Origin of the sequence: Rhodoplanes sp. SY1 (genome assembly GCF_046000175.1) — a bacterium.
Taxonomy (GTDB): Bacteria; Pseudomonadota; Alphaproteobacteria; order Rhizobiales; family Xanthobacteraceae; genus Rhodoplanes.
On record NZ_JBEOMB010000113.1, the window covers coordinates 1 to 16844 of the forward strand.

Below are 16844 nucleotides of genomic sequence, written 5' to 3' on the forward strand. Positions count from 1 at the left end.
AAACCGGGGTCCACTTCAGCTCGGATGTTCAAACAATTCGGTCGAGCGCAATCCGTAAAATTTTATCGATTCCATCCACACGAAATCCGTTTGGTTGCGACACCATACCATTCAACCTCCGGCATGGAAGTTAATGTGGTCCATGGAGACGGCGATGAGCGGATGCGTTATTGGTCTATGCACGTGGGGCATTCGAACTGTATTGGCCGGAGCGGCCTTTTTCGCAGGCGCGACACTCAGCGTGATCGATGCCAGAGCTGCGGAAAGCGCGTTCACGATGTTAGAAGGCGGGGTGTGCAAGATCAGGGCTTCGGAAGAATTTGCTTCGATGGAATGCCGCGGCCCAAGCGGCTATTCGGCACGCCTTTCCGATGAGGGCATCCTCGTCGCGGTTGGTTTCTCACTTCGCGGGAAGTGGCTCACGATCGACGAGAATCTGGAGTGGCGAGGAGGAACAGATCGTTGGTACGGAGATGCGCTCGAATGGCGAACTGAGGGAGGACGTCCATACGCCGCGATCCTCCAGACGTGGCGGAGCGAGGAAGATCTCGTCACGGGGAAAGACGTCGATCGCCATGAGTTCCTGGTGATAAGAATAGCCAATGACACCGCGTGCTCGATCGCGCGGGTCCCCGCGTCACGGCAGGGGGCGGAGCAGATTGCGCGCAATCTCGCTGACACCGTTGCGCGGCAGCTGCACTGCGGTTCGGAGCGAGGCAAGACGAGTCGTCCGCAGGGAATGAAGATTGCGGATTGTGGACTCTGCATCCCCGTGACGATTCACAGGCTCTCACGTATAGGCCCGTCGTATGTACGCATCGAGGGTAAGGTCACGAAGCAGGATGCCGAGGCCTTCTGTTCGTGGGACATCCACCACCGCGCGAGACCAGACCCGGAGTGCATCAGACGCGAGTTCCAGAGCGAAGGCGGTCGGACGCACTGGGCCGAAGCCAACTGCACCGAGAAGCTGGTTCGGACCAACAACGGAAAACTCCTGTGGTACTCCCCCGCAGCGAAGCAAGTAGAAGACTCTTCACAACACTGGGTCGATCTTGAAACCGGCGAGCGCTCCTGTGACGGGCGAAATTGCCCGGGCGTAGAGGCCCGCTACGACTTCGATCTGATGTGTCCGGGCATAATCGAGTGGCCGGAGCGCCGGCCGCGGGCACTGACTATTGGTACCTCATCCTCCAGATAGGTGGATAGCGGGTCCTCAGTCGATAATCGGCTCCCGGCGCCGACGGAGCATGCAGTTGCTAAGTCACGAGCGCGAACTTTCCTGCAAGGGTAGCGTATCCAGATCGGGGTCTTCGGGCAGCGGCGCAAATGGATCGACCTCCGGGAACAGCTTGTGCTCCCGCAGCCAGTCACCGAACGACGCCGGATCGAGCGCACGTTCAATCTTGCTGAGGCGCTGGCGCGCCCAGCTCAACATGCGCCGGGTCTCGGCGTCTTCGATATCCCCCGCCCAGGCGATCCAGGAGCGGAGTTGCTCCGCCTTATGCCCGAGCTCGACAATCTCATTCACCAAATCGTCGCGTGCTGTCTCCCGCTCCTTCCGCTCCTTAGCTCGCCGGCGGTTTTCATCGGCTCGCTGCCAGAGACGATGGCTCCGCTCACGCTCAAGCCGACTTTCCCTCGCGAAATCGACCCAGCCATCCAATTCCCCGATGATGTCGTCGATCCGCGATTCGAGTGTGGCCCGGGTGTTGTCCCGCCAGTTTCGCCGCCGCTGGTCCCTGCCATACGCCTCGACTGAGATGGCCAGTTCGCCCGTCGGAATGTAGTCGAACTCCGGATACTGCCGCTCGTACGGAAGCGACCAGTTCCGCTGGCGTGCGAGCCGGTACCGCTCTTCCGCCTTCAACTCGGCGACGGTCGGCTCATGCTTTTGCCGTTTGATCGACTCGGTGAGGACAAAGGGAACCTTGTCTGCGCCCCGGTGCACCTCGACCTGCGCCTGTCCATGACGTCGTCGGTGATGGACGATCTCGCCTGGATGTCCTGTGACGGTGCAGGTCATACCCCGCGTCTCTAGCCCCCGCACCACAGAGTCGAGGATGAAAATTACACGTTCTATCGAATCCGCCCCCAGTCGCAGCGTGAGGAGCCCCTCGCCGCTGATCTCGACGATGCCATCGTGATCCGGCTTGGCTCGTCGGAGGCTATGTGCAGTGAGCGCCACGACCTTGTGGGGCTTCTCGACCGGACTCCAATCGATGGTCCGCGGGTTCGCCACGCGCGGCTTCACCACATGGCGGAGCGCGATCGGTGCCGCGCGCGCTCGTTCGAGGCGCTGCTCCACAACGGAGTCCGTCGGGCTGTTTGGATCGAGGCTGATGAGTTCGACCGTGGGGTCGTCGGACGAGGCAAAGATCGTCTTCCGCGGGTCCTTCCCGGTCGCCTTGTCGCGCCAATAGGCCGGTGCCGGAACCGGTACGCGATGTCGGGTACACAAATCCTTCAAGTGCCACGATGAGATGCCGAGCTTGCCGGCAACGGTGTCGAGCGGCTCCGCCCAGACGAGGTCGTACATCTCGCGGCGGGTGATGTGGGCAATCATGCGGGCACGTGAATGAACGTCGAAGGAAGGTTCGCAGTCTACCGCCGCTGCACGCCCCCGCCGCTCCCCTTCTGCCGCTCTTCACAGAAAAGCGCTTTCGCGAGGAGCGTCTTCACCCCAGCCGCATCGAGCCGGTCGCCTGCACTCCGCAAGGCGCACCTGTCACCCGAAAAGAAAAAGCCCTGATCTGAGAGACCAGGGCCGCAGATGTCGTGGTCGGCGGGAACCGGACATAGGACACCTGCACGCGTAATTTCACCGCAGCCTAACCGTGAGTCAACCTGCACGAGGGCGCACCCATTCCCTCACCTGTGGAGGAAACGCTCAGCAACAATTTGCTTCCATAAGGCGAATGCGCTCGCCATCAACCTGGTGAAGTTCACCGAGTTCTCCCCGGCCGCGAGAAAGCGACCGATCCGACGTTCAGATCGTACGGAGCGCGCCGCGCCAGCGCATCCGCCCGGCGGACGGCCGATGCGGCGTTCGGGCACTCGACGGCCTCGCCAAGCGCGAGCCCACCGTCGTCGACCCGCGTGAATGGCAGCGCCACGAAATAGATCATTGTTGGCCTCCCTATCGGATGCCTTGCCCGGCAATTCAGAACGAACAGAACGCGGGTCAAGCCAAGCGAGCGCTCTCCGCTTCCCGTGCCGAAGTGACAACTCAATAGTGCACGTCTATCGGCCTGTTGCAGGCCTCTCGCGGCGGGGTAGAATACAAATATATGAACATCTTCGGCCTCGGCGCTCCTGAGATCGCCCTTATCCTCTTCGTGCTCCTCCTCTTCTTCGGCAAGGACAAGCTGCCCGGCCTCGCCCGCAGTATCGGACGCTCGTTCAAGGAGCTGAAGTCCGGCTTCGCTGACGGCCTGGATGCCGACGAGAGGGAGCAGAAGCCCAAGAAGAGCTGATGGATGGCGAGGCGGCGCAGCTCGGATTCTGGGAGCACGTCGGCGTCCTCCGCTCCGGCGTTCTTTTCGGTGCGACCGTCTTCATCGTAGCTGCCATCCTCGTCTTTTCCTACGGCGGCGACCTCCTCACGGCGAAGCTCCTCTCCGCCGCGCCGAGCGAGCTGGTCTTCCTCTCCCCCTTAGGGCCGTTTCTTTTCAAAATGAAGATCGCCTTCCTCGGCGGCGCGTTCGTCTCACTCCCGGTGTGGCTCGCATTCTTCTCCCGTTTCGTCGGCACGGCGCTTCCGCGAGAGAAGCGCCTCGTCTTTTACGGTCTCGTCGCCGCTTCCTTCGCGCTCGGAGCGGCCGCCATCGCCGCCGCGTACCTGTACCTCATCCCGATCAGTCTCGACGTGCTCTCGGGCTTCACCGTGCCCGGCACGTCGCTCATGCTCACGGCCGAGAGCTATCTCTCGTTCGTCCTTCTGCAGATGCTTGTTTCGTTCGTCGTCCTGGAACTTCCCGTCGTCATCATCGGCCTCGCGTACCTGCGGCTCCTCGATCCGGCGGCGCTCACCAGCCGCTTGCGCGTCGTCTTCCTCGCGCTCCTCATCGGCCTCGCCGTGCTCACGCCGACGACCGACGTCTTCACGCTCCTCATCGTGGCCGTGCCCTCGTTCGTGCTGTGTATAGCGGCGCTTGCGGTCGCGAAGAGAGTGTATAATCGCGACATATCCTAACAGTGCCGCATATGGACGCCCACCAGCCAATTACCCGCGCCGAGTTCCTCAAACGCACGCTCTCGATCGTTGCCGTGTTCGCGGTCGGCGGCATCCTCTCACAGGCCACCGGCGCGTCACGTCTCTTCCGCAGCAGCAGCCCCGCCGCGTACGGCAACAGCACGTATGGTGGTCGCGCGTAGTCGTTCGTTCGTCGTGGCGGCGCTCGCCACGCTCGGCCTCCTCATCCTTCCCGTATACGCCCTCGCGGCTGCATACGGCTCCGGGGCATATGGCTCTGGATCATTCGCCGGCTTTCCGCCGACCGTCACCACGCAGGCGGCCTCATCGATTGGCCAGACGGGGGCGACGCTCAGCGGCACCATCACCGACGCCGGCACGACCAGCCCCGCTGTTCGGGGATTCGTGTATGGCGCCGACACCACATACGGCGCGACGACGACCGACAGCGCCGGCCCGTTCTCGACCGGATCCTTCACCGCCGCGCTCTCGGGATTGACCTGCAACACGACGTACCACTTCGCCGCGTATGCGACGAGCACCAACGGCATCGGATACGGCAGCGACGCGAGCTTCACGACGAGTGCGTGCTCGTCCGGTGGAGGCGGAGGAGGAGGGGGCGGCGGCGGTGGAGGTGGTGGAGGCGGTAACGGCCCCATCGTGGTCTCGACCGTCACCAACACGACAACCGCAGCAGCAACCTCGACGGCCACGACCATCGCTGTAGCGACCACGACGCAGTCCACAACGCCTGCGGCATGCGCCGTCGCGCAGCCGCCTTTCACCCGCACGCTCAGTCGCGGGATGAAGGGCGACGACGTCCGCAGGCTGCAGCTCTTCCTCAACATGCACGGATTCACGATCGCAGAATCCGGCGATGGTTCCCCCGGCCGCGAGACCGTCGACTTCGGCGCGAAGACCGAGGCTGCCCTCATCCACTTCCAGGAAGCGAATGCGCTCGCCATCAACCTGGTGAAGTTCACCGGGTTCTTCGGCGAAGCCACCCGCTCCTACGTCAATAACCAGCTCGCGCCCGCATGCGCGAAGACAACTGGTTCGAGCGGAGCGGCAAGCGTGTCGCCGTCTCCCCTTTCGGCAACAACCTTCACCCGCGCCCTCCAGCTCAACGACGAGGGCGAAGACGTCCGCGCCCTGCAGCAGTTCCTGAACGCTGCCGGCTCCCCGGTCGCGACCTCCGGCAACGGCTCACCTGGGAACGAGACAACCACATTCGGCCCGGCCACCCGCCGCGCATTGGCGAAGTTCCAGGCGGCGCACAATCTCCCTGCGACCGGCTACTTCGGCCCGATGACCCGCGCTCTTATCGTCAACGGAGGGCCGACCGTCTCACAATAGCGGCGCCTGGCTATGCAGACCGAGTTCACCGCCACCATCCCTGACGAAGCCCGAGCGGAGTTCTCCCAGGCTGTCACCAACGCCACGACAGCCCTCACCTCTTCCCGCACCGTCATAATTGACCCGCTCCCCACCCCCTAATCCTTCGCGCAGCGCATGCCCTCCCGCCGCGGACTACCCAAACCACCTCCACCACGACGTAGAACCGCCTTCTCGTTTCGTCCCGCCCCCATTCCGTACTGTCATGCTAGAGGCTGACCATCTATTTTTTAACTCCGTCTCAAGAGTTGCGATTCTTTCAGAATCCACGTCTGGACCGTCCTTGAGCCGCACGGCTCGCTCCCACGTTTCATCAAAATAAGCCTGAAGCATCTTCACCAACTGTGGATTCTCCACAGCACACAACGGAGACTCCTTGGATATCGCAAAAAATATGACTTCGTCATCAATAATTATAAACTGAATTCGGGGCATAGCGCAGTCGTCATAATATCGGCATGAATAACCAGACTTTTTTTCTTCTATGCGACGTTTCATCTTGTCCCATCGGCGCCGATCGTTGAAGATGAATATTTCCTTTACAACGATGTCGCCCGACACCCTTGACAGCGCCTCTTCGTATTCTTTGTGACTCTTCACGCGCCGACTTAAGGCGAACTCATTACTTATGTTTACCTTCCATGATAAGTCGCATATCTGCTTTTTAGCCAACCGAATTTTTGCGGCAATATAGTTCTCCAGCTCCGCTGAGTTTGCGAAGCAACGAACGCCCTGGTGCTTTATCTCGCTTAGAATTAATCCTGCTTTTTCATCAAGAGTCTCAAATCGGGACCTCAATCGAAATGAGTTTGCGATTATCGCGAGACCGATACATGCGAGCAACAAGAGAATAAGTTTGTTAAAATCTACAATCCACGTAGTTTTCAAGACATCCAGCACCCCGAATGTGTCGGCAGCAGTTACAGCAATGGATATAATGCAAACCGCAAATAAAAGGACCATCTCGGTCCGTTTCAATATCTTAATCAACATTGGCGTTTCTTGCTTCAGCTTAAAGTTGACTGAAACCATTGGACAAACATGTTCGCCATTTTTTCCCACGCACCATTCTCGTTGTATCCATGACCAACAGCATCGAACACCTCTAAGTGCTTTGATGTCGCCTTGGTCAAAGTACTCAGCAAATGCTGGCTCTGAGTTAGCGGAACGACAGCGTCGGCACTTCCATGCGTAATTAACACCGGGCACTGGATCTGTTGACATTCCCTGTATACATCAATTGCCTTCGCGTCTTCGAAAAAGCCATAATCGAATCCTACTCTTGTTGAGTGGCCAATTGCCTTCCAGGCAGATATCTCTGCATCTCCGAATTCATAATACAGCGCGCGGCAATAGTCGCTTACAGGAGACTTTAGACCTAGCGACTTGATGGTACTATCGCGACTTGCAATTAACAAGGCGATGGTTCCACCAAAGCTAGCGCCAAATACACCGATTCGGCTGGAGTCGATGCTCTCAATCGACTTCGCGATCCTAAGAGCCGACATTCCATCGGCAACGCTTTTTCCGATGGTCAAGTCCTGACGCCTCCCTTCGCTATACCCAAGCCCCTCGAAATCGAAAACGAACGACGATATCCCTCTTTCAGCTAACATCCCAGGCATGCTGACCCAGCTTAGACTCTTACTCCCTTTTGGCCCATCGCCAGTCATCATGAAAACAAGTGAGGTCATGTGATTGGAATTTGTGGCAGGGGTTATTAAGCGCGCCCTTAACTCCGTTCCGCTAGAGGATTTGAAGGTATAATGCTCCGTGTTGACTTCTGTCATAACCCTTCTCCATAGACGGCGTCGAGAGTTATACCCGGGTTTAGGATTAGCTCTCTAGTAATTTTTACGCCAACCGAAAATATCGCGTCAATTACGCTCAGACCTGGCACGAATGGTTGATTGTTTTTGATCCGCGCCGGCTGTAAGTAACATGGGTGATTGCTGAAGTACGGGTAAGAGAGCAGCGTGATTTCTGATTGTTTTAGCTCAGGCACGTCGTGGACGAGAAGCATATTTCCATCGCCGGTGACGATCGTTTCAATGTCGCAAGACTTTGATATAGAAATTAGGCGTTCTGTGCGGTTATTGCCGGAATAAAAGTTGCTGGACATTATAATCTTTACTTCGGGCAGTCCAAAGTAGGCCCGTAGCGCAGAAAACAATTCAAGATTGGCGGCGACGATACAGCGGGATGGTCGAATGCACCGCTCTAATAACGGAAATAGAAAGGCTGAAAATTCCTCGAAATGCGGGTGTTTGCTGTAGTTATAAGAAATCGTTCTTATCAGCTTCGGCAAAAAGTTGTTATCGTCTGGGATTATAACACGATTACATGGGACCCCACGATTTGTTCCAACAGGAATGCCGAGCCACACTACATTGCCGGAGCGATTTAGGCCCCGCACTCGACTTACGTGATCTTTTCGAAATCCGACATCGTCTAGTATTATGAACACGTCGACTACTGTTGCCCGAGAGAAGTATCCGAGCCAAGGCAAAAAGTAAGAGTGGTGAAATGCTGCCCTCATAAGATGAACGTTACGGTGAGGACGGAAGTTCGCAATAGGCGCGACTACTTATGGTTGCGCCTTCGTCGATTGAGGCGGGCTCACTGATTCCCGGCGTGGTCTCCCCGGGCGCCGAGTACGCCGCTCACTGCGCCCCCAGCTCACGTCTCCTATCGTGGGCCGTATCCCCACGCCTCCTGCGGCGTGCCTCGATATCCGCCTGCACGATCTTATGACCAGGAGCCTCACATCCGCGCGCAGTTCTTGCACGCGGTCAGACCGTTCGGCGGCCATCCTCAGAAGATCAGCCCACTCTTCCAGCCTCGACCACCCCCGCTGCACGCCCTCGGCGTTCCCCTTCTTTTGCTACTCACAAGAACTTGCAGCCCATACCCGACGGAGCAGGTCACCCCTGATACGTCATTACTGACGCATCCGCGCTCGGCGAACGGTGGTTGGGCTATACGTCAGCAAGATCGGGCCGTTCATAATCCCGCAGTCGCTTTCGAGCACGTTCCAGCTCCTCGGCCGAGAACAACGCCTTCCATGGCCCACGCAGAACGGTTGCTTCGGCTGTCAGGTCGAGACGCTTCTTTTCTAAGAGGGTCAGAAACCCATCGGGGATTTTGCGCGACATGATCACGTGTCGGCACGCGCCGACCGCACCGCTCTCGCTGAGCATGCGGCGGAAGACCCGCGGAGGGTATCCTATGCGCTCTGACTCCTCGCAATCCTGTCGAAGTTGCTCCCCAAGTTGCGACTCCAGCCTGCGCCGCAACGCCTCCGTCATCTCAGGCATGCTGCCTTCACCTCTCAGCAAATGACGGCCTCTCGCTTTCACGCAATATCCCGTACTTCTCCAAACGCCGTCGCGCGGCGTCCACCGCCTCCTGCGGAAACTCTTCCTGATGCTTCAGGATTAGGGACTCTGCACACATGTCGGCCATGCCGAACTCGAGCAATTTCAGAAAACCGAGTGACGGCTGCGGCTTGAGTGCTAAGTCTGCGAGTGTTTTTCGGACACCCACGCGGTCGAGTTTCTGACGAGTACGGTTGAGCCGCTTCGTCTTCCCTGCTTCTTCCGTGAGAGCCTCTTCCAAGGCCCGCATGACAATCGCGAACTCGGCTTCAACCGGATCGGCAATGTTGCGTCCTTCGACGCGGCATAGTTGGCGAAATGCGTCCTGATAGACGTCGTCCCGCCCAAGCCGCTTCGCATTCGCCATCCAATTCCGGAGTTTCTGGCGATCCCACTCGTTCGAGAGGTCCGGCCGAGGTACTTCTTTTGGTTCCACGCCAATCCCCTTAAGCACGAATGTCGTCCGGCACCTCGCCGAACGTCTTCAAGATCACAGCGTCCTCGAACTCGCCGAGATCGGGACTTCCTTGCCGATAAAAGGCGACAGCGCCGGCATTCGGCTCGCGTGTCGCCAGAGCCTCAGCTCGCCTGACCGCGGCCGCCGCGTGCTGGCATTCCACGGCTTCGCCGGGCGCCAAGCCTTCATCGATGCGTACGAATGGCAATGCCACGTAGTAGATCATGGCGGGCCTCGCCGATGGATGCCGTGCCCGCCCATTGAGAACGTACGAAGAACACGAGTCAAGCGAGAGCCTTAAAACGGCGGCCTATCCCCGCATGATGAGCTGACCTCCCGCTCCCGGTCGACCATGTACCGGGTCGCCGTGTCCAACCCGTCGCGCCCCGTCCGGCGGCCGATTTCCCGCCGCACCCGGTCCCAGTATCCGGCCGCCCGATTCGCATCGAGCACTTTCCCGCTCTGCCGTTCTTCCCGAGCGCGCTCTCGCGCGACGTAATGGGCTTGCGCCCCAAAGGCGGCGATTGGCGCTGAACCATCGGAGTCAACGTGGCGGCTGCGTTCCGTTCGGAGTTTCCACCATTTGAACATTGCTCATCCCGTTGTTGCCGGTCGCCCGCCTTAGAGTAATCTTATCCACACTTTACACGTGTGCGGGAGAGTTCCTGCTCGATTGTGTCCGCACCCTGAGCAATCATAGAAAGGCACATTGCCTGCTTCGCTCAACCCTTTGGAGGCGTCCATGAGTTTTGAAGGGCGTATTGAGAAGATCAAGCCAAAGATCGAACTCGAAACCTGCCCGGACTGTAAGGGCAAGGGCGAGAAGGACGGCAAGACCTGTCCGCGCTGCAGCGGCTCCGGCAAGCTCCGAAGCGCGAGGTAGCTCTTCCGCGCATTTCCACGACGCTATCGCAAGCGTTCGTTCCAGCCGCGCCGTCTCAAACGCGGCTGGCGTTTACTGTGATGTATTAGCTTGCTGCTCCGGGACTTTGGCGGCTCCGGCTGCATTCTTCAAGCCAGTCGGCAACCAGTCGGCGAACTTCAACGCGACATTGTATTTGGTCCACGCCTCTTCAAATGTAACCTCCGCAGACGTTCCAGCAAAATTATCGTGAACCAATTTGTTGCGCTGGCTATTAATAAACATGAACTCTCGCACCGCACTTTCGAGTCCCTCATCCTTACTCACGCGATCGCACAGGGCCTCTTTAACACTCTGCCCAAACAAACCGAAGAATGCATTGGCGTTTGGTTTTGTCCAATCGAATAATGTGTGGTATTTCCGCTTCAATGCCTGTTTTTCAATGAACGAACAAAATACCTCGCTTGATCCCGTCTCCCGGGCGGCTTGAATGAGAGAGGAGCAGATATGCCTCTCAAAGTAGCTCGCAGCGCACAACAACAGCGTTTTGGCGGCCAACTCCTCAAAAGATACGACATCAGACGCCTCGCCCTGCTTACGCAGCAGATCCCTTAAGGCGCGAAGCTCGCCAAATACTCGATCTACGTCGCTCATCTTTGCCCCGCTACCGCATCAACTCACGAGCCTTTGCAAGGCGGTCCTTCACATACTCAGGCTTCGTAGTCCCTTCCTGCAGAAGCGCCCTCACAGCAGTCGAAAGCTCGACTATCTTGGCTTCCGGAATTGGAGGAATGATAGCCTGGTCACGTTGAGCCCAGAATTGTGTGCAACGACCGACAAAGACCGACTCAAAAACGCCGATTGAGAACCTCCCCGTAGCCCGGAACACGGCGGGCGACACCCCGTCAACTGCAGTAAGGAACCGATCAAACAGACTTTTTAAATAATCAATATCTTTTTTTGATAGCGATTTCTTTGCATAGTTTGAAAAGCGATTTAGAAAACGAGTCATCGAAGGCTTGTACTCGTTGCTGTATACAAGCATGGCAAATGCTCGCAATAACAACTCTACATCTCTAAGCTCTTTGTCGCGCTCATCTTTACCAAATATCTTCCGCCAGCGAGGATCTTTGTTCAACTCATACAGCGCTTCGTAGAAGTCCGAAAAATAGAGGTTTGCTCTGATCTCTTGAGGTTTTAGGTTTACTCCACCCGTATTGAGGCGATCGAAGATCTCATATACAGAAGAGTTGTCGTCTTTAGGTTCATTCTGCTTGATTATTACGCAACGAATCGGACGTAGATTGAAACTTGACTGATACTCACCAAGGGTGTCGTAGTTTAAGCCATGCAACGGGCTGCGCTCTTCTCCACCTAACGCGGGAAGCGTAATATTAAATGGCTCAAAATACCGATCATCACTCAGAAGGGCATCTGAAAACCTTCCCCTCTCAACAAATACTTCTCTTAATTCAGCGCGTTTATTTACCTTTGGAAATCGCTTCTTTCGAAAAAAATAGACCGACATCAGCCGTTGTTGGCCGTCGAGAATTGCGAAACGGTTCCGGGCCTCTTCATATAAAAAAATCTGTGGCACTGGCAAACCAAGAATGAGGGACTCAATTAATTTAGATGCTCTTTTCTTATCCCATGTATAATTACGCTGATATGGAGGCAGGATTATAGAACCCGTCTCGATGTAACTAGTGATCGTTAGCACATTGAAATCATTCGCCGAGGAAGTGATGTCGTATTCAACAAGCTGAACATCCGACTCCTCTTCGTTATCCATAAACGTAATTGGGTCTTCTGACATTGTTTGCCTCCGCTTTCCGTCCGGTCGAACTCGTCGTATGCTACTTAACCGATTTCGGCAACTAGGCAACAGTGATCCTTTTAATTATCTGTTGAGCGAAGCAGACGCTGCGATCCCCCGGTCAGCCACAGTATCACAAAGAGCTTACTCAGGACGTTCTGACGCGGCGCGTTTCGAGATCATGTTGCCGGCAAGATCGGATTTTGCAAAGTGCGTCGAGCGCCTGAGTCCGACGATTTGTCGGAACTCGCGCTCCGCTCTATCCACACACCGACTCCGGCCGACCAATCATGCTTCATTCTTGGTCTTGCCGGGGATCGATTTCGAGACTGAGTCGAAACCAAGAACAATGGGCACCTTCTCGCCCTTAACAGGCTCACGGCCCGTGAGGTCCTCAATCTTTGTTTTGGGGCGGCCGTGACGGACGGGGTCGGGCGCCCCCGGAGTTGGGAAGGGCGGCAAATTGAGCGACTTTCCTGCAATGCATTTGTCTTGTGGGATCGAAGGTAGAAATACTTGCAGAACCTCATTTCCATACCCAAAAGTAAAGAAAGCGTATGGGACGGTGTCGACCCCAGCGCGCCGACGCATAATCATGAGTACGATAAGGTCATTCCGCATTGGTCCTGGGATGAATGTTCGCAACACCGGAAACTTTTTAACAAAGTTGCGCGAATGGTCAGCGTCGCGTATCCAGTCGTAAGTCTCGCGGAAGTGTTGAGTCTCGACGTCCGGGATTAACGTGAGTCCGATTTTTACGAGCCCTTTAAGGGCGGCAATAGGAATGTAAGTGTCGCGGTGCAACTTGAAGCGAAGCTGCTTAGCCCCCTCGTCTATTTCGAAGAACGGTTCATTCTCATATTCCGTCAGTTGAAAGCCCGTATCCGAATATTCGACACGCCAGCCTTTGTCCGGGCCCGGCTTCTTGATAGTCGGAACTCCGCTTCGCCCCTTGATGCGGGACAGCGTGCGCATCGGTTTAGACCAATTGCCGAGGTGGTTCTCGATGCCTTCGCCGAAGAGGTGATTGCAGACATCGCATTCGTAATTGCTGAACAAGCCAGTATTGCCGAAAGCCGCCGGCAACGCATGCGCCTCGTCCTTGAAGGTGACCTCAGGCTCGTTCTTGCCGCAAAAGCGGCAGTGCCTCGGGCGCTCATCGCTCCCAAGAAACAGCTTCTTACCGGGCTCGAGGAAGATCGGCTCCGCGAAGTCGTAGTTCCTTGCGTAGAACTCTGCTGCGGCAACACTGGCAGCGGGAAGAGTGGTCATTGGTCAGATGTCTCCATCAAGCACGAAAGACCGGGCTGACATCAGTCGCCGAGGCCACGGCAACTAGGCTCGTAAAAACGGGACGCCTCCGCAATGACCATTACGAGAGAGCAGCCAGGCTCGCCTGCCGGGCTGCAGCCACATGCAATCTCGCGACCAGCATCTGCCATATTTCCGCCACTGTATGTTCGTTTTATGTTCGTTGCATATTTCGGCTAGATGTGCATCTATCTGCTTCAAGGTGATGCACGATGATGCAAGCGGCCGAGACGGGAAAGAAACCGCGCACGACAGCCACTCTGACGGCTGACCAGAGTCGCTTGCTCAAGGCCATGGCCGACCGGCAGAAGGTTTCTGTGTCTTGGCTGATCCGCCATGCAGTTGATCGCCTGATTGAGGAGGAGAGCAGAGGCCTGCAACTGCCGTTCGACATTCCCTCCCCCGCGGGCGCTTCAGACCCGAAGAGGCTGAAGTGATGCCACGCACTCCACCCAAAACGCAGACGCAACGTCCCTTCGTCTCTCTCGACCTCTTCTCCGGGGCAGGCGGTTTCTCGGAGGGCTTCCGTCAAGCGGGCTTCCACACGATTGCCGCCAACGATGTCGACCCTTGGGCCGGGGCCACTTACGAACTTAATCACCGGCAGCACGGCACGAAATTTATCCTTGGTGACATCTCCAATGAATGCGTGCAGGAGCAATTATTTGATGCGGTTGCCGGCCGAGAACTGGATGTGATAATCGGCGGCCCGCCGTGCCAGGGTTTCTCGCAAGTCCGCAATCACGCCCGGCTCATCGACGACCCGCGCAATTCCCTATACCGGCACTACGTCTCCGTTATTACGCAACTCCGCCCTCGCATCTTCGTCATGGAAAATGTGCCTGGGCTGGAGAACCTCGCCGGAGGCGCCGTCAGAGCGCAGATCTTAGAAGATTTGATGCTCGACGGCGAGTATCGCGTTGAGTGTCGTGTACTCGATGCTGTAGCCTTCGGCGTCCCGCAGAACAGGCTCCGCATTCTCTTTATCGGCATCCGTAGCGATGTGCCGGCGAACCACCGTTTCCCCGAGAGCCCGTTCGCGAATGCACTTCCCATCCTTGATCGCAGGGAGAGGGCTGACCGCTGGACGTATCGGCATCGCAAATCCCCGGAAACCGTTCGTTCGCTCGCCAAACTGCTGGACCCTGACAACACCGAGCTGGTTAATGTAGAACAGGCAATCGGTGATCTCGCATGGCTGCGCCCGAACAAGCACCTTGTTCGCAGACCATCCAATGACGCCATCCCGTACGAGGCAGAGCCGACTTCTGCATATCAACGAGCGCGGCGCGCAGGATCGCGAGAACTATTCAACGCCGACGTTCCGTCGATCCGCGAAGACACCGTGAAGCGGCTCCGTAGCATTCCTCAGGGCGGGAATTTCCGTGATCTTCCCGAGGAACTTGCTGCCCGATATTTGTCCGGAAAAAAATGGGGGCCAGAACTCGGCCGAGAGACGCTGAGCCGCAAGTACTTTTTTGCATACCGAAAGCTGCATGCGTCACATTTCAGCTGGACACTCAACACCAAGGCCGATTGTGTTTTCCATTACGGCACACCGCGAGCTCTCACTGTTCGCGAGTTTGCGCGCTTGCATTCATTCGATGACACGTATCACTTCCTTGCAGGCGATCGGCATAGCCGCTACCGCCAAGTCGGAAATGCAGTACCTCCGTTATTTGCGAAAGCGATCGGGGATGCAGTTGCAGCAACCCTCATGGCCGATGAGGAACCGCGAACTGTAAATGCGACACGGCAACTACTCCTCCCCATATCGAACGCGCATCTCTCGAAGATAGTCTGAGAGCGACTTCAGTTTTCCGATTTTGACATACGGCTGGAGTTCGCTGAACGCGGCTCCATGCGCTTGCCTAAGGAGGTCCACGGAGATGTGGTATACATCGTGGAAAATGTACCCACCCTTTCCTCCCGGAATCGCATCAAACACGTTCCGGAGCCGTGCGATGTCGAACTCGTTAGTGATGAGCGAGTACCGCAACTCCGTTGGCTGCCGCTTCTTCGTTTGAAACGATTGATACTCTGCCTGGAACTGCGTCTGGCGGTCTTGCCGAATTGACCACTTCGCAGTCGTGATCACGTGAGTGATGTTGTCATCGACGATCGCGATATCCGGCCGTGGTTCGTGAGGCTTCTTGCCTCCTTCTTCAGTGGGTTCCTCACGTAAGAATCCTGGCAACTTCGAAACTGGCGTCCGCGTCGCGACCATCTTCTCCGGTATATTCGAAACACGCTGAAGAAGAATGGAGAGCAGATCCTCGAATCCCTCCCCGAGAGCGTTCTGCCGCTTGTTGCCGATCGTAAAATAGTGACGGCTAAGCGCCTCGATCTTGTCAGCAAGCGCAGGAGTGCTATTCTCCCCCAGCCCGTGCTCTTCAAGGAGCTTACGAATGTTTACGGTCAGCTCGGATTCAATTTCGGCTTCCATATCCTCGGCATCGATCGTGGACGGCTCCCCTTTAGGCTTTTCTGCCTCCTGGCGCTTTAGCTCCTCGACGCAGCCTCTGAAAAGTACATCGAGGTGGCCGGAGAGTTCCGCCGTCTTGACGTTCCAGTGAGAGCAGAGTGTTTTGGTAAAACGCACAGCGCGTGAGTGGAAATTACCGCCCTTCTGCATGTGGTTCGAGTCGTAGATATGGGCAAGGCCGGCCCCATCGTCGAACCATAACAGGCAGCGATACACGTGCTCCCAGGCATTTGCTTCCGTCACCGGCCCGGCTTGCTTCAGGTATTCGCGAAGAACGCGCATTCGCGTCCCACGCCCGAAGGGCGTATCCTTAGCCATGTTGATTGCCCGTCAGCCCTTGCGCCCGAATCAGCGGCGATGAAGCTGATCCTGAATAGCCTTCGACGGGTTACGATTGGAGTCCTTTCAGGAACATGGACAAGCTGACCCCAGAGGCCCGGAGCCGGAACATGAGCCGCATCCGGAGCCGGGACACCTCTCCCGAAATCGCTGTCCGCCAGTTCCTGCACGGTCGCGGACTTCGCTTCCGGCTTCACCGCGGCGACCTGCCCGGCAAGCCTGATCTGGTATTCAGCGGACGTCGAGCGTGCGTCTTCGTTCACGGCTGCTTCTGGCACGCCTGCCCTGACTGCATCGACGGCACCCGCCGTGTGAAGAGCAACACCGGATATTGGTCGGCCAAGGTCGCCGGCAATCGCGAGCGCGACCAGCGCCACATCGCTGCCCTCAAAGAGGCTGGGTGGCATGTGTTCGTCGTTTGGGAGTGCAAGGTGAAGGATTTAAGTTATCTTTCCCACGTAGCGGCCAAGCTGCAATCACTGCCGCTCGCTCGACAGCCCCGCTCCACGCGACCCCATCACCCAGGAACCCGGCCCAAGCGAAACAGAAGCTGACAAGGTAGCCGCAACTCAACTGTACGGCTCATCCGGTCGACCGTAAGCGGTCTTCT

At 57.1% G+C, this 16844-nt stretch carries 21 protein-coding genes; 9 read left to right on the forward strand and 12 right to left on the reverse strand.

Translation table 11 applies throughout. The annotated features are described in order from the left end of the window. The first annotated feature begins 241 nt into the window (after positions 1-241). The gene (locus ABTU92_RS23650; RefSeq protein WP_408094075.1) at positions 242-1198 is read left to right on the forward strand and encodes a hypothetical protein; all 957 of its coding nucleotides are present in this window, start codon (positions 242-244) and stop codon (positions 1196-1198) included. 63 nt (positions 1199-1261) lie between these two features. Here the strand turns inward: ABTU92_RS23650 and ABTU92_RS23655 are convergent, their stop codons facing one another. Together ABTU92_RS23655 and ABTU92_RS23660 are read right to left on the reverse strand one after the other, a co-directional pair. Continuing rightward, positions 1262-2563, reverse strand: coding sequence for a hypothetical protein (locus tag ABTU92_RS23655; RefSeq protein ID WP_408094076.1), 1302 nt, complete (start codon positions 2561-2563; stop codon positions 1262-1264). A gap of 379 nt (positions 2564-2942) precedes the next feature. Continuing rightward, entirely contained in the window at positions 2943-3125 is a 183-nt protein-coding gene (locus ABTU92_RS23660; RefSeq protein ID WP_408094077.1) for a hypothetical protein, read from the reverse strand. A gap of 162 nt (positions 3126-3287) precedes the next feature. Between ABTU92_RS23660 and ABTU92_RS23665 the strand changes: the two genes are divergently transcribed. From ABTU92_RS23665 to ABTU92_RS23680, 4 genes are read left to right on the forward strand one after another with little or no spacing between them, the layout of a single operon-like run. After that, entirely contained in the window at positions 3288-3473 is a 186-nt protein-coding gene (locus tag ABTU92_RS23665; protein ID WP_408094078.1) for a twin-arginine translocase TatA/TatE family subunit, read from the forward strand. Next, positions 3473-4192 carry a twin-arginine translocase subunit TatC gene (locus tag ABTU92_RS23670; protein WP_408094079.1) on the forward strand — a complete coding sequence of 240 codons (720 nt, stop codon included), beginning with the start codon at positions 3473-3475 and terminating at the stop codon, positions 4190-4192. The genes ABTU92_RS23665 and ABTU92_RS23670 overlap by 1 nt, the downstream gene beginning before the upstream one ends. 11 nt (positions 4193-4203) lie before the next feature. Further along, positions 4204-4374, forward strand: a complete 171-nt coding sequence (locus ABTU92_RS23675; RefSeq protein WP_408094080.1) for a hypothetical protein — start codon at positions 4204-4206, stop codon at positions 4372-4374. Next, the gene (locus tag ABTU92_RS23680; protein WP_408094081.1) at positions 4358-5548 is read left to right on the forward strand and encodes a peptidoglycan-binding domain-containing protein; all 1191 of its coding nucleotides are present in this window, start codon (positions 4358-4360) and stop codon (positions 5546-5548) included. The genes ABTU92_RS23675 and ABTU92_RS23680 overlap by 17 nt, the downstream gene beginning before the upstream one ends. Positions 5549-5722: 174 nt before the next feature. Here ABTU92_RS23680 and ABTU92_RS23685 read toward each other — a convergent pair whose 3' ends face one another. From ABTU92_RS23685 to ABTU92_RS23710, 6 genes are all read right to left on the reverse strand, one after another. Then, positions 5723-6649 (reverse strand): hypothetical protein, encoded by a 927-nt coding sequence (locus tag ABTU92_RS23685; RefSeq protein WP_408094082.1) that lies wholly within the window; start codon positions 6647-6649, stop codon positions 5723-5725. After that, on the reverse strand, positions 6595-7377 hold the full coding sequence (locus ABTU92_RS23690) for an alpha/beta hydrolase family protein (protein WP_408094083.1): 783 nt from the start codon (positions 7375-7377) through the stop codon (positions 6595-6597). Before ABTU92_RS23690 ends, ABTU92_RS23685 begins: the two co-directional genes overlap by 55 nt. Then, the gene (locus tag ABTU92_RS23695) at positions 7374-8126 is read right to left on the reverse strand and encodes a WbqC family protein (protein WP_408094084.1); all 753 of its coding nucleotides are present in this window, start codon (positions 8124-8126) and stop codon (positions 7374-7376) included. The genes ABTU92_RS23690 and ABTU92_RS23695 overlap by 4 nt, the downstream gene beginning before the upstream one ends. A gap of 439 nt (positions 8127-8565) precedes the next feature. After that, positions 8566-8904, reverse strand: coding sequence for a hypothetical protein (locus ABTU92_RS23700; protein ID WP_408094085.1), 339 nt, complete (start codon positions 8902-8904; stop codon positions 8566-8568). 7 nt (positions 8905-8911) lie between these two features. Then, a complete protein-coding gene (locus ABTU92_RS23705) occupies positions 8912-9331 on the reverse strand; it encodes a hypothetical protein (protein WP_408094086.1) in 420 nt (139 codons plus the stop codon). 79 nt (positions 9332-9410) lie between these two features. Continuing rightward, positions 9411-9647, reverse strand: a complete 237-nt coding sequence (locus ABTU92_RS23710; protein WP_408094087.1) for a hypothetical protein — start codon at positions 9645-9647, stop codon at positions 9411-9413. Between the two features lie 516 nt (positions 9648-10163). Here ABTU92_RS23710 and ABTU92_RS23715 point away from each other — a divergent pair. Continuing rightward, positions 10164-10304 (forward strand): hypothetical protein, encoded by a 141-nt coding sequence (locus ABTU92_RS23715; protein ID WP_408094088.1) that lies wholly within the window; start codon positions 10164-10166, stop codon positions 10302-10304. 72 nt (positions 10305-10376) lie between these two features. On the opposite strand, the gene ABTU92_RS23720 is transcribed toward ABTU92_RS23715, so the two are convergent. From ABTU92_RS23720 to ABTU92_RS23730, 3 genes are all read right to left on the reverse strand, one after another. Further along, positions 10377-10937, reverse strand: a complete 561-nt coding sequence (locus ABTU92_RS23720; protein ID WP_408094089.1) for a HEPN domain-containing protein — start codon at positions 10935-10937, stop codon at positions 10377-10379. 10 nt (positions 10938-10947) lie between these two features. Further along, complete coding sequence (locus ABTU92_RS23725; protein WP_408094090.1) at positions 10948-12099, reverse strand: DUF262 domain-containing protein; 1152 nt, start codon at positions 12097-12099, stop codon at positions 10948-10950. 288 nt (positions 12100-12387) lie between these two features. Next, on the reverse strand, positions 12388-13371 hold the full coding sequence (locus tag ABTU92_RS23730; RefSeq protein WP_408094091.1) for an HNH endonuclease: 984 nt from the start codon (positions 13369-13371) through the stop codon (positions 12388-12390). Between the two features lie 251 nt (positions 13372-13622). On the opposite strand from ABTU92_RS23730, the gene ABTU92_RS23735 reads away from it, so the two are divergent. Both ABTU92_RS23735 and ABTU92_RS23740 read left to right on the forward strand, forming a co-directional pair. Next, complete coding sequence (locus ABTU92_RS23735) at positions 13623-13847, forward strand: CopG family transcriptional regulator (RefSeq protein ID WP_408094092.1); 225 nt, start codon at positions 13623-13625, stop codon at positions 13845-13847. Beyond that, on the forward strand, positions 13847-15214 hold the full coding sequence (locus tag ABTU92_RS23740; RefSeq protein WP_408094093.1) for a DNA cytosine methyltransferase: 1368 nt from the start codon (positions 13847-13849) through the stop codon (positions 15212-15214). Before ABTU92_RS23735 ends, ABTU92_RS23740 begins: the two co-directional genes overlap by 1 nt. Here ABTU92_RS23740 and ABTU92_RS23745 read toward each other — a convergent pair. Further along, a complete protein-coding gene (locus tag ABTU92_RS23745) occupies positions 15170-16177 on the reverse strand; it encodes a hypothetical protein (RefSeq protein ID WP_408094094.1) in 1008 nt (335 codons plus the stop codon). The two genes, ABTU92_RS23740 and ABTU92_RS23745, sit on opposite strands and share 45 nt — an antisense overlap. Positions 16178-16308: 131 nt before the next feature. Here ABTU92_RS23745 and ABTU92_RS23750 point away from each other — a divergent pair, with 131 nt between their 5' ends. Next, a complete protein-coding gene (locus ABTU92_RS23750; RefSeq protein WP_408094095.1) occupies positions 16309-16788 on the forward strand; it encodes a very short patch repair endonuclease in 480 nt (159 codons plus the stop codon). The last annotated feature ends 56 nt before the right edge of the window (positions 16789-16844 follow it).

Bases quoted from the DNA above. Each gene is read 5' to 3' on its own strand.
- ABTU92_RS23670 (WP_408094079.1), top strand. From the start codon at position 3,473: ATGGATGGCGAGGCGGCGCAGCTCGGATTCTGGGAGCACGTCGGCGTC.
- ABTU92_RS23690 (WP_408094083.1), bottom strand. From the start codon at position 7,377: ATGACAGAAGTCAACACGGAGCATTATACCTTCAAATCCTCTAGCGGA.
- ABTU92_RS23715 (WP_408094088.1), top strand. From the start codon at position 10,164: ATGAGTTTTGAAGGGCGTATTGAGAAGATCAAGCCAAAGATCGAACTC.
- ABTU92_RS23740 (WP_408094093.1), top strand. From the start codon at position 13,847: ATGCCACGCACTCCACCCAAAACGCAGACGCAACGTCCCTTCGTCTCT.
- ABTU92_RS23700 (WP_408094085.1), bottom strand. From the start codon at position 8,904: ATGCCTGAGATGACGGAGGCGTTGCGGCGCAGGCTGGAGTCGCAACTT.
- ABTU92_RS23745 (WP_408094094.1), bottom strand. From the start codon at position 16,177: ATGCGCGTTCTTCGCGAATACCTGAAGCAAGCCGGGCCGGTGACGGAA.
- ABTU92_RS23675 (WP_408094080.1), top strand. From the start codon at position 4,204: ATGGACGCCCACCAGCCAATTACCCGCGCCGAGTTCCTCAAACGCACG.
- ABTU92_RS23710 (WP_408094087.1), bottom strand. From the start codon at position 9,647: ATGATCTACTACGTGGCATTGCCATTCGTACGCATCGATGAAGGCTTG.
- ABTU92_RS23680 (WP_408094081.1), top strand. From the start codon at position 4,358: ATGGTGGTCGCGCGTAGTCGTTCGTTCGTCGTGGCGGCGCTCGCCACG.
- ABTU92_RS23695 (WP_408094084.1), bottom strand. From the start codon at position 8,126: ATGAGGGCAGCATTTCACCACTCTTACTTTTTGCCTTGGCTCGGATAC.
- ABTU92_RS23660 (WP_408094077.1), bottom strand. From the start codon at position 3,125: ATGATCTATTTCGTGGCGCTGCCATTCACGCGGGTCGACGACGGTGGG.
- ABTU92_RS23735 (WP_408094092.1), top strand. From the start codon at position 13,623: ATGATGCAAGCGGCCGAGACGGGAAAGAAACCGCGCACGACAGCCACT.
- ABTU92_RS23730 (WP_408094091.1), bottom strand. From the start codon at position 13,371: ATGACCACTCTTCCCGCTGCCAGTGTTGCCGCAGCAGAGTTCTACGCA.
- ABTU92_RS23705 (WP_408094086.1), bottom strand. From the start codon at position 9,331: ATGGCGAATGCGAAGCGGCTTGGGCGGGACGACGTCTATCAGGACGCA.
- ABTU92_RS23665 (WP_408094078.1), top strand. From the start codon at position 3,288: ATGAACATCTTCGGCCTCGGCGCTCCTGAGATCGCCCTTATCCTCTTC.
- ABTU92_RS23655 (WP_408094076.1), bottom strand. From the start codon at position 2,563: ATGATTGCCCACATCACCCGCCGCGAGATGTACGACCTCGTCTGGGCG.
- ABTU92_RS23750 (WP_408094095.1), top strand. From the start codon at position 16,309: ATGGACAAGCTGACCCCAGAGGCCCGGAGCCGGAACATGAGCCGCATC.
- ABTU92_RS23725 (WP_408094090.1), bottom strand. From the start codon at position 12,099: ATGTCAGAAGACCCAATTACGTTTATGGATAACGAAGAGGAGTCGGAT.
- ABTU92_RS23720 (WP_408094089.1), bottom strand. From the start codon at position 10,937: ATGAGCGACGTAGATCGAGTATTTGGCGAGCTTCGCGCCTTAAGGGAT.